11 protein-coding genes and 1 riboswitch are annotated in these 9,444 nt (G+C 43.7%); all 11 genes read right to left on the minus strand.

The features are described 5' to 3' along the window. Nucleotides 1-40: 40 nt before the first annotated feature. The 11 genes from V7266_RS20215 to galU all read right to left on the minus strand — a co-directional run bounded on the left by V7266_RS20215 (nucleotide 41) and on the right by galU (nucleotide 9,175). The gene (locus V7266_RS20215; protein WP_335470374.1) at nucleotides 41-1,048 is read right to left on the minus strand and encodes an ABC transporter substrate-binding protein; all 1,008 of its coding nucleotides are present in this window, start codon (nucleotides 1,046-1,048) and stop codon (nucleotides 41-43) included. An 18-nt stretch (nucleotides 1,049-1,066) separates the two neighbouring features. After that, entirely contained in the window at nucleotides 1,067-1,840 is a 774-nt protein-coding gene (locus V7266_RS20220; RefSeq protein ID WP_335470376.1) for an ABC transporter permease, read from the minus strand. Continuing rightward, a complete protein-coding gene (locus tag V7266_RS20225) occupies nucleotides 1,827-2,567 on the minus strand; it encodes an ABC transporter ATP-binding protein (protein ID WP_335470377.1) in 741 nt (246 codons plus the stop codon). Before V7266_RS20225 ends, V7266_RS20220 begins: the two co-directional genes overlap by 14 nt. Before the next feature lie 7 nt (nucleotides 2,568-2,574). Next, nucleotides 2,575-3,246: a thiaminase II gene (gene tenA / locus V7266_RS20230; protein ID WP_335470379.1), complete on the minus strand. Its 672-nt coding sequence runs from the start codon at nucleotides 3,244-3,246 to the stop codon at nucleotides 2,575-2,577. Continuing rightward, the gene (locus tag V7266_RS20235; RefSeq protein WP_335470381.1) at nucleotides 3,233-4,534 is read right to left on the minus strand and encodes an acetylornithine deacetylase; all 1,302 of its coding nucleotides are present in this window, start codon (nucleotides 4,532-4,534) and stop codon (nucleotides 3,233-3,235) included. Before V7266_RS20235 ends, tenA begins: the two co-directional genes overlap by 14 nt. A 12-nt stretch (nucleotides 4,535-4,546) precedes the next feature. Then, nucleotides 4,547-5,062, minus strand: coding sequence for an energy coupling factor transporter S component ThiW (gene thiW, locus V7266_RS20240; RefSeq protein WP_335470384.1), 516 nt, complete (start codon nucleotides 5,060-5,062; stop codon nucleotides 4,547-4,549). Nucleotides 5,063-5,067: 5 nt separating this feature from the next. Next, nucleotides 5,068-5,709 (minus strand): thiamine phosphate synthase, encoded by a 642-nt coding sequence (gene thiE, locus V7266_RS20245; protein WP_335470386.1) that lies wholly within the window; start codon nucleotides 5,707-5,709, stop codon nucleotides 5,068-5,070. Beyond that, nucleotides 5,706-6,515 (minus strand): bifunctional hydroxymethylpyrimidine kinase/phosphomethylpyrimidine kinase, encoded by an 810-nt coding sequence (thiD, locus tag V7266_RS20250; RefSeq protein ID WP_335470387.1) that lies wholly within the window; start codon nucleotides 6,513-6,515, stop codon nucleotides 5,706-5,708. The genes thiE and thiD overlap by 4 nt, the downstream gene beginning before the upstream one ends. Nucleotides 6,516-6,529: 14 nt before the next feature. Next, a complete protein-coding gene (gene thiM, locus V7266_RS20255) occupies nucleotides 6,530-7,336 on the minus strand; it encodes a hydroxyethylthiazole kinase (protein WP_335470390.1) in 807 nt (268 codons plus the stop codon). Nucleotides 7,337-7,581: 245 nt separating this feature from the next. Beyond that, nucleotides 7,582-7,692, minus strand: a riboswitch (TPP riboswitch). A gap of 66 nt (nucleotides 7,693-7,758) precedes the next feature. Beyond that, on the minus strand, nucleotides 7,759-8,001 hold the full coding sequence (locus tag V7266_RS20260; RefSeq protein WP_335470392.1) for a glutaredoxin family protein: 243 nt from the start codon (nucleotides 7,999-8,001) through the stop codon (nucleotides 7,759-7,761). Between the two features lie 277 nt (nucleotides 8,002-8,278). Beyond that, nucleotides 8,279-9,175 carry a UTP--glucose-1-phosphate uridylyltransferase GalU gene (gene galU, locus V7266_RS20265; RefSeq protein ID WP_335470395.1) on the minus strand — a complete coding sequence of 299 codons (897 nt, stop codon included), beginning with the start codon at nucleotides 9,173-9,175 and terminating at the stop codon, nucleotides 8,279-8,281. Nucleotides 9,176-9,444 lie beyond the last annotated feature (269 nt).

Here is a 9,444-nt window from a genome sequence, read left to right on the forward strand (position 1 = left end):
CACGGGCGGTGCCTGTCACTTTTTTTACTTTATCTGTGTGCTAAAAGTTAATAAATGCGTCTTCTGCTTTTACGTTGTTTTTAATTACTTTGTTTTCTTTTAACCACTTTGCGACTTGATCCCATGTTTGTGGGTCTTGGTAACCGAATGATTTGTCTTTTGCGTCCATGAGCGGCAAGAGGATTTGTAAGCTCTTTGTCTCAATGTCTTTCTCTAATGGAGATGATTTGTCCTCATGCTTCAGTAATACCGCTAATCCTTCTTCCGGGTGGTCCTGGACGTATTTTTGTCCCTTCCCAATCGCTGTCATAAACTTTTTAAATACTTCCGGCTTGGCTTTTAGTTCCTTCTCACTGCCAACTAATACTAATTCATAGTAATCCGGTACACCATAGTCCGCAGGGTTCAAGGTACGCATAGGATGCCCCTCTTTATCCAGCAATAACTTTTCATGATTGATATAGCCGCCAATGAGAGCATTTGTTTTCTTTGTTGCCATTGCCGGAATCAAGTCCCAGCCTACATCCACCATTTTAATCTTTGAAGCATCTCCACCGTCAGACTTTACCATTGATTGTACGATCGCTTCATCCAAAGGAATCGATGGGTAACCAATCGTTTTCCCTGCTAAGTCCTTAGGTGATTTAATTGAACTATCTGCTGGCACCATTAGTTGATTAAGCGGATGTCGTACAATCGCTCCAAACGATTGAACAGGGATATCTTCCCCACGGGCCACCAATACTTGGGGTTGATAGCTTAGCGCCATATCGACTTGGTCAGCCGCCACAAGTTTTAGTGGATCATTCGTGTCTGCCGGCATTTGAATCTCTACATCCAAACCCTGCTCTTTAAAGTAGCCCTTTTCCTCTGCTGCATAAAGGAAAGAGTGAACAGCGTTGGGGTACCAGTCTAACATTAAAGTCACTTTCTCAAGCTTCTCGCCGCCTCCTGCAGTGTTCTTTCCAGTAGTACCTTCGTCGTTTTTCCCACACGCACTCAAGATGAGCAGCACAAGACTAAACATGATTATCGCACTTTTCTTCATAAATAATAACTTCCCCTCTTAGATGTGATATTTATTTTTCAATAATTGTTTTTCAATTAAATTAATGATTAAAAACAAGATAATTCCTAGTAATGATAAAAGAAAAATAGCCGCAAACACAGCATCTGCCTGTAAGCTTCCGGACATGCGCCGGCTAAAGTAGCCGAGTCCTTCACTCGCACCGAGCCATTCCCCGATCGTTGCCCCGACCACACAATATACAACCGACATTTTCAATCCTGATAAAAACGACGGCAGAACAAGCGGTACTTGTATTTTCTTAAAAATGGTCCAGCGGTTCGCCCCCATTGTTAACAGTAATTCTCGATATTCCTGACCACCCGACTTCAACCCATCATACGTGCTGACCACAATTGGAAAGAATGCCGTCAAAATGGTTACGGCAATCTTACTCCAAATCGAATAACCAAACCACATGATAAAAATCGGCGAAATCGCGATGAGCGGAATCGTTTGGGAAATGACTAGAAAGGGATAAAGAACCTTCTCCAATGAACGGGAAAAATGCATGCCGACACCAAGTAAGGTCCCGCAGGAAACGGAAATCACAAACCCAATCAGGACTTCCTTTAAGGTCGCCGGAAGATGCTCTTCAAATAAGAGCTCGCGGTTTTCCATTAATGAACTCCAGATGGCGGATGGGGACGGCAAGATAAAGGCTGGAATGATGCCACGCTTCACAACCATTTCCCAGACGCTGACAAGAAGAATGACGACGATAAAAAATAATCCGTAATCACTCGTCCATTTTTTTAACCTAGTTGTTTTCATGTTGAATCAGCCACTCCAGTTCTTTTCTCATCCGGATAAAATCCTCTTCGTAGATTAATTCAGAACTTCTCGGTCTCATCAGGTTGACCTGCCATTCTTGAATACCTTGCCCTTTAAGGATGTAAATCCGATCGCTCAGCAAAATCGCTTCTTCTAAATCATGCGTGATAAACAGGACTGTCTTCTGGAGCTCGCCCCACAATCCCAGCAGCCAACTGTGCATATTCCGTTTCGTCATGGAATCGAGTGCACCAAACGGCTCATCTAATAATAAAAGATCTTTCCCTGTCATAAGGGTCCGCAAAAAAGCGACCCGCTGCCGCATTCCTCCTGACAGTTCATTTGGGAAGGAATTTTCGTAGTCAGCAAGTCCAAACCGAGACAGCCACTCCCGCACTTCTGGTAATTTTGCTTTCTTATTTTCCTTCGTGACCTCAAGCGGAAGCAAGACATTGTCTAAAACATTTCTCCATGGTAAAAGCAGGTCCTTTTGCGCCATATAGCCAACACTGCCTAATCTCTTACCCGTCGCTTGTTCCCCATTAATCAGGATGTGTCCCTGATCAGGTTCGAGTAACCCTGATACCAGCTTAAAAAGGGTGCTTTTTCCAGAACCACTTGCCCCGATGATGGAAACAAATTCTCCTGGTTTTACATCAAGTGATAGGTTTTCAAAAATCCGTTTTTCGACACCAAAAGTATAAGAAAGTTCGTTGATCTGTAACATCGATGAATTAGACAGGCCACTCGCCCCCCTGGTAAACCATGTCCCAGAACATGTATTCGAAACGTGAAGTGGTCAGAAAATGTTCTTCAAGGATAGCTAACTCCCGTTCCGGCTTGCCCTCCGTTAATTGATCTAATAAATCGATCAGCCACTCGGCCAAGGCACCAAATTCAGCAGAAGAGTACATATTCACCCATTCACCATATAGATAGTGACTGCTAGCACCTTGATAGTCTCTTGCTAACATCTTGCCGATTTCCCAATAGCTCCACATACAAGGTAATAATGCCGAAATCAATTCCTCTAATGAACCATTTTGTGCGACATTTAACATGTAACGGGTATAAGCTAAGTTCATCGGAGTTGGCTTTGTTTCTTCCAGCTGTTTATTGGTAATACCAAATCTTTCCGCATATTGCCGATGCAAATCCATTTCCCCGTGTAATGTTTCATCAAGGAGCTTCGCGAAAGCGGCCATTGTCTCGATGTCCCGTGCTTTCACAGCACCAAAAGCAAATAACTTTGAGTAATCAATTAAGAACACATAATCTTGTTTCATGTAGCGGATAAAGGATTCAACCGGAAGGTCCCCTTTTCCCATCCCGGTCACAAATGGATGCTGATGAGTCTTTTCCCATATCTCACTAACTTTTTGAAAGAGTCGCTCAGAAAATTTCATGGTGATTTTCCTCCTTCTTGGTATTGCACCACTCAGCGATAAAAATCGCTAGTACCTTTGTAAAATCGAGCAGCTGCTGGATTTCCAATTTTTCGTCGACTGCATGAGCATCCTCTAATTTTCCTGGACCAAAAATGGCCGTCGGAATTCCGGCCCGGCCTAGCCAGCCTGCATCGGTAACCGTTGTGGACATGCCAATATTCGGCTGTTCGTGGAGCATTTTTTCAAAGGAGTCCGCTAACAGCTTGGTACCAGGATGTTCAATGTCTATTTCTAAGGAAGGAAAAATTTCACCGCGGTCGACAATCATTGACTTCCCTCCCCAGACAAATTCAGGTGGGTTATACCTGAGCCACGGATCAGCAGCGGCAACGGCATTGATATGCTGTTCAATTTCTTTTATTACTTCTTCGTAATCCTCATTCGGGTAAAAATGAACCGTTACCCATAATGCGCAGTGATCGGCTACAAACGCTGCATGGCGTCCTCCCTCAATGACTGCCGGATTAATCGTATTGGTACCGGGCGGGAATCCTTCGTAGCTTTTGGTCACTGCCCAATGGCGTTCCAGTTCCTGAAGCCCGGCGATAATCTTCATCATTTTCTCAATCGCACTGGCCCCTTTAACTCCGCCGCCGGCGTGAATCATTTTCCGGCGTATCCCATCATGGTACGTTTCTTTGCTTTGAATCGTAATCCATCCTGTGATGACGCCGCCCTGCCCTTCTATATGTAAATCACTCGTATCGACCACCACCGCATAGTCGGCGCTATAGCCCCGATCGACACAGGCCTGGGTCCCAGCTTCACCGACTTCTTCCCCAATGACAGATTGAAATTGAAGGTCGCCACTAAGAGTAATATCAAGTTCTTTTAATAGTTTAATCGCAAAAAGGGATGCGGCAATGCCCCCTTTCATATCGGCAACGCCTCGTCCATAAATATGGCCATCCTGTTGGTAAGCCTCAAACGGGGATGCTCCCCATTCTTTCGTGTCACCCACTTCGGCAACATCGACATGGCCGTTTACAATTAAACTATTATATTGTTCTGCAGATTTACCTGGTAACATACCAACCACGTTCGGATCTCCAGGATAAACATCCCACTTATCCGTCGTGAAACCTAATTCTTCTAAGTACGCCTTAATAAATTCCTGAACGCCGTCCGTATTCCGGGCGGGAGGGCTGACGGTTGGATAGGCAACGAGCTCGGTCAACAGACCAAGTAATTCCCCTTTTCTTGAATCTATCTCACTGTTTATTTTTTCTATTAAATCCGCGTTCAATTTAAACACACCCTAGTTTTTAATTGCTGGTGATTTACTTTCATCCATCACGACTAGTTTCTTTCTTAAGAATACGACTAAAAGGACAAATCCAAGAAGTGCACCGGCAAACGAGCTGAAGATAAATAAAGGAATGAATCCAAAAAGGGTTGCTTTTTGTCCAAGTAGGAAAGTAGCGATTGGATAGGATAACAGTGCACCAAGGATCCCTGTTCCGATTACTTCACCGGCAAATGCCAGGTATATCTTTTTTGTTTTTAAAAATAAAAGCGATGCCAGCAAGGCTCCAACCATACTGCCGGGAAAGGCAAAAATAGAACCCGTTCCCATCAGATTACGGATGAGCGACACACAAAAGGCCTGGGCAACTGCGTAGTACGGCCCCAACAGGACGGCTGATAAAACATTTAAAAAATGCTGCATCGGGAAAACCTTCGTAAATCCTATAGGGATCGCGACCAGGTTGCTCGTAATGGTCCCTATTGCGATCATCATTGCGGTTAATGTCAACTTATACGTTTTATTCACGATAATCAGCCCTCCACATTATTTTTTAATGCCCTTGCCGCTTTAAACGGTGATTCTGCTTGACTGATAGCCGTTATAACGGACACGCCATCGGCTCCGGCCTTCACGACTGCCGCTGCGTTTTCACTGGTGATTCCACCGATTCCAACCATTGGAGTAGTAAAGCCTTGTTGACGAAGAATCTCGATTAGCTCTGTACCCCTGACTGGCTTGGCATCATCCTTTGAATTTGTAGGATAAATAGGTCCAATACCGAAATAATCGGCTCCATCATTGAGTGCCGTCTCGGCTTCTTCAGAAGTATGGACGGAAACCCCAAGGATTTTATGGTCGCCAATCCTTTTACGTACCACCTTTACTGGCTCATCCTCTTGCCCGATATGGACACCGTCCGCATCCAGCTCCATGGCCAGTTCAATATCATCATTTACAATGAAGGGGATTTGATGTTGTTTGCAAATACTCTGTAATTCCTTTGCTAACTCGTATTTTTCTGTTCCCGTAAGAGCCCCTTTCCCTTTTTCACGGAATTGAAAAAGGGTGACACCACCATTGATGGCTTCTTTCAATACTTCTGCCGGATCTTTAAGGCAGTTAGGACTGCCCATGATAAAATAAACCTTTAATGCCTCTTTCAGGGTTCTCATCGATTTCCCAGCTCCCGTCTCTTCCGAAATGCCCCATGGTTTGTTGGCCCATGCCCATGGCCAATTTCAATGCCATCCTCAATGGCCGCCTGGATAAATTCTTTCGCTGTTATGACTGCATCATATACTGATGCCCCTTTCGCAAGTTCCGCTGTTAATGCTGCCGAAAAAGTACATCCGGTCCCATGTGTATTTTTGGTCAGAATCCGTTTGTTGGTAAAAGTATGAAACTCCGCCCCATCGTAAAGTAAATCTGTTGAAACTGATTCATCTTCATCGTGGCCGCCCTTAATCACAACCGTCTGAATCCCCAATTCAGCCAATCTTAAAGCAGCCTCTTTTTTATCCTCAGCGTTCCGAATGGTCATACCCGTTAGAACCTCTGCTTCTGGGATATTGGGTGTAATCACCTTTGCGAACGGTAATAAATAGGTTTTCATCGCAAAAACGGCTTCCTGCTGCAGTAAAGATGCACCGCCTTTAGCGATCATCACGGGATCCACAACCAAATTCCCCCATCGATATTTCCGCACTTGCTCTGAAACAGCTTCAATAATCTCTGAGCTGAACAGCATCCCTGTTTTTACAGCATTCGCACCGATATCTTCACCAATTGCCTGAATTTGCTGTACCACCGCTTCCGGTGTCATCGGATAAACCCCATGGACTCCCAATGTATTTTGTGCGGTCACTGCGGTGATCGCCGACATCCCGAAAACCTCTAATTCTTGGAATGTCTTTAAATCCGCCTGGATTCCTGCTCCACCGCCGCTATCTGAACCAGCGATCGTTAATGCTCTTTTCATCAAACAAACCTCCACTATAATCTTTTAATAGAAACATTTGCTGTAATATCCTCTTCAGTTACTAGAGCTAATTGATTTAAAAATTCGATTTGAAAACTGCCCGGTCCCGCTTCCGCTGTTTTTTTGGCCGCCTTTTCTGCAGCAACTCCGTAATAAGCCATTGCGGCTGCCGCTGCTTGGAGCAAATCTTTTTCCACTCCGGTAAAAGCACCAATAACGGAAGTTAATAGACAGCCAGTACCAGTTACCTTCGTTAAAATGGGGTGTCCACCCGATAGTACATAAGTGGTTTCACCGTCTGATATAATGTCCTCTTTTCCAGTAATAGCAACAACACTGCCAGTTGTTTGCGCAGCCTTTATCGCAAGCTCAACCTTGTTTCCGGTTCCCTCACCTGCATCAACGCCCTTTATTTCCCAGTTTTCTCCAATTACATTAGATATTTCAGCAGCATTTCCGCGAATCACCGACACTTTGACCTCACGAATAATGTTGTGTGCTGTTTCTGTTCGATATGGAGTTGCTCCTGCTCCTACTGGATCGAAAATAACAGGTACTCCTTGCTCATTAGCCGCTTTTCCAGCGATTATCATGCTAGCTACGTTTTCTGCATTTAATGTGCCAATATTCAACACAAGCGAACTAGCAATCCTTGCCATATCTGCAACCTCTTCCTTAGCATAAGCCATGACAGGAGATGCTCCCAATGCAAGCAGCCCATTTGCGGTAAAATTTGTCACGACCACATTGGTGATATTATGTACTAGCGGGCTAACTTCTCTTACTTTCTTTACTGTTTCGTACACGAAATTTGTTTCCAACTTAAACTCCCCTTTTCTTTTTTTTAATAAGTGCTTTGTTGATTGGAGCGGAAGGCGCTCGACTCCTGCGGGTGTACAGGGCAGGGAAGACCCCACAGGCGCTTTCAGCGCCGAGGAGGCTCCCCGGCACGCCCGCGGAAAGCGAGCGCCTGGAGCAGAAATCAACAGCCACATTTAACAGGTAAAAAATAAAAAAACCAGATCCACAAAATGGACCTGGTTAGCTTTGAATGCGAACAAAAAAATATCTCACTCGACTACTTTCCTACGCTGGTATTACCCAGATCAGGTCCAAAGGGTTAAAAACTAAATCATTTTCTCTCAGCCTGACACACAGGGCACCCCTAGTAGATCTTCATTTATTAAATTACACTCATATTAACGCTAATTATCACCGATGTAAAGAAAAATTGTTTGATTCCTTAGCTCTTGGCTAAGTCCATAATTTCCTTAAGCTCATTAGTAAATCCCTTAACAGCCCGATCGTGGAGGACTGTAACTGGCACTCCAAGAAAGCCGTATTGCTCGACTTCTTTTTGGAAAGCAGGATTTATTGAAATATCCCTCACTTCAAATGGAATCCCTTCTTCAGTAAGGACTTTTTTGACCATTGTACATTCAATACAGTCATTGGTTGTATAGACGATTACCGTTTTTTTATTCATTCGTATCTCCTTTATACTCAAAAGATATGCTTTTTCACTATCGTATCACCAATTTGCAGAATCCCAAAGGAATACAACTTCTTACTTTGTTTTAAGCTGCTGATGCGGGGTTAAAAAGCAGGAAACAGCCACCACCGTTTGACAAAAGAAATCGAGAAATGTCTGTTTATGCGCTTTCCCAAGCAATAATTAGACTTATTTCCCTACCCAATGAAAATAAATGATCCTATCCAACATCAAAAAGGGCAATTTGTCCACCTGCAATGGACAAATTACCCTATATGTCTTTTTCTAGTGCCTGACACCTTTTTACTATTTCTTCTAGATGATTCAATACTTCTTGGCGGATGTCTGGTCGGTTGAGGGCGTGGTCGATGGTTGCTTGGAGGTAACCAATTTTGTTGCCGATGTCGTAGCGTGTGCCTTGGAAGTTGTAGCCGAGGACAGCTTGCTGGCTGTTTAGTTCATTGATGGCATCGGTTAATTGTAATTCGTTTCCGTGTCCGACTGGGATTTGTTCAAGGATGGAAAAGATCTCAGGCACTAGCACGTATCGCCCCATAACTGCGTATCTTGAGGGAGCCTCTTCGATGTTAGGCTTTTCTATCAAGGACTCAATGGCTAGCAGATTGTTTTCGACTAAAGCAGTTCTGGGCTTAATAATCCCGTACTTCCTTACATCCTGTTCTGGGACTTCTTGGACTCCTACAACTGAACAATGATAATAATCAAACATATTTATCAGCTGTTTTAAACATGGCACTTCTGAGGTAACGATATCGTCCCCAAGCAACACAGCAAACGGTTCATCCCCTACAATATTTTTGGCACATAAAATGGCGTCGCCTAATCCGTTTGGTTCCTTTTGCCGCACATAGTATATTCGGGCCAGGTTTGAAATGGCCTGTACCTCATTTAACATGGCCAGTTTATTTTTCTTAAAAAGTGTATCTTCGAGTTCATATGATTTATCAAAATGATCCTCTATGGACCGTTTTCCCCTGCCGGTAACAATAATAATTTCCTCTATTCCCGATGCGACTGCCTCTTCGACAATATATTGTATGGTCGGCTTATCAACTATCGGCAGCATTTCTTTAGGCAATGCTTTTGTAGCAGGTAAAAAACGGGTTCCGAGACCGGCCGCTGGAATAATCGCCTTGCGAATTTTCATATTCGGCCTCCTTTCAGTAAAATCCCATTCTCTTGTTAAATCAATAGTTCAGCTATCTGTCACGCAAGTTGTCCGATTTATTTGTCCGTGTATTTTAATAAGGCTATTTTCACATAGATTGTTATTTTTCGTATAAGTTCATCAACCCGGATAACTAGATGATTAGTACTCTTTCAATAAAATTCATTACGAAATCGTTTATGAACCTTATTAAGGTCCGATAGCAACAAAGTTTACGAAAAGAGCGTTTCCAAATAACAATTCTAAAA

It is taken from the genome of Neobacillus drentensis (assembly GCF_036965645.1).
Lineage (GTDB): Bacteria > Bacillota > Bacilli > Bacillales > Cytobacillaceae > Neobacillus > Neobacillus drentensis_D.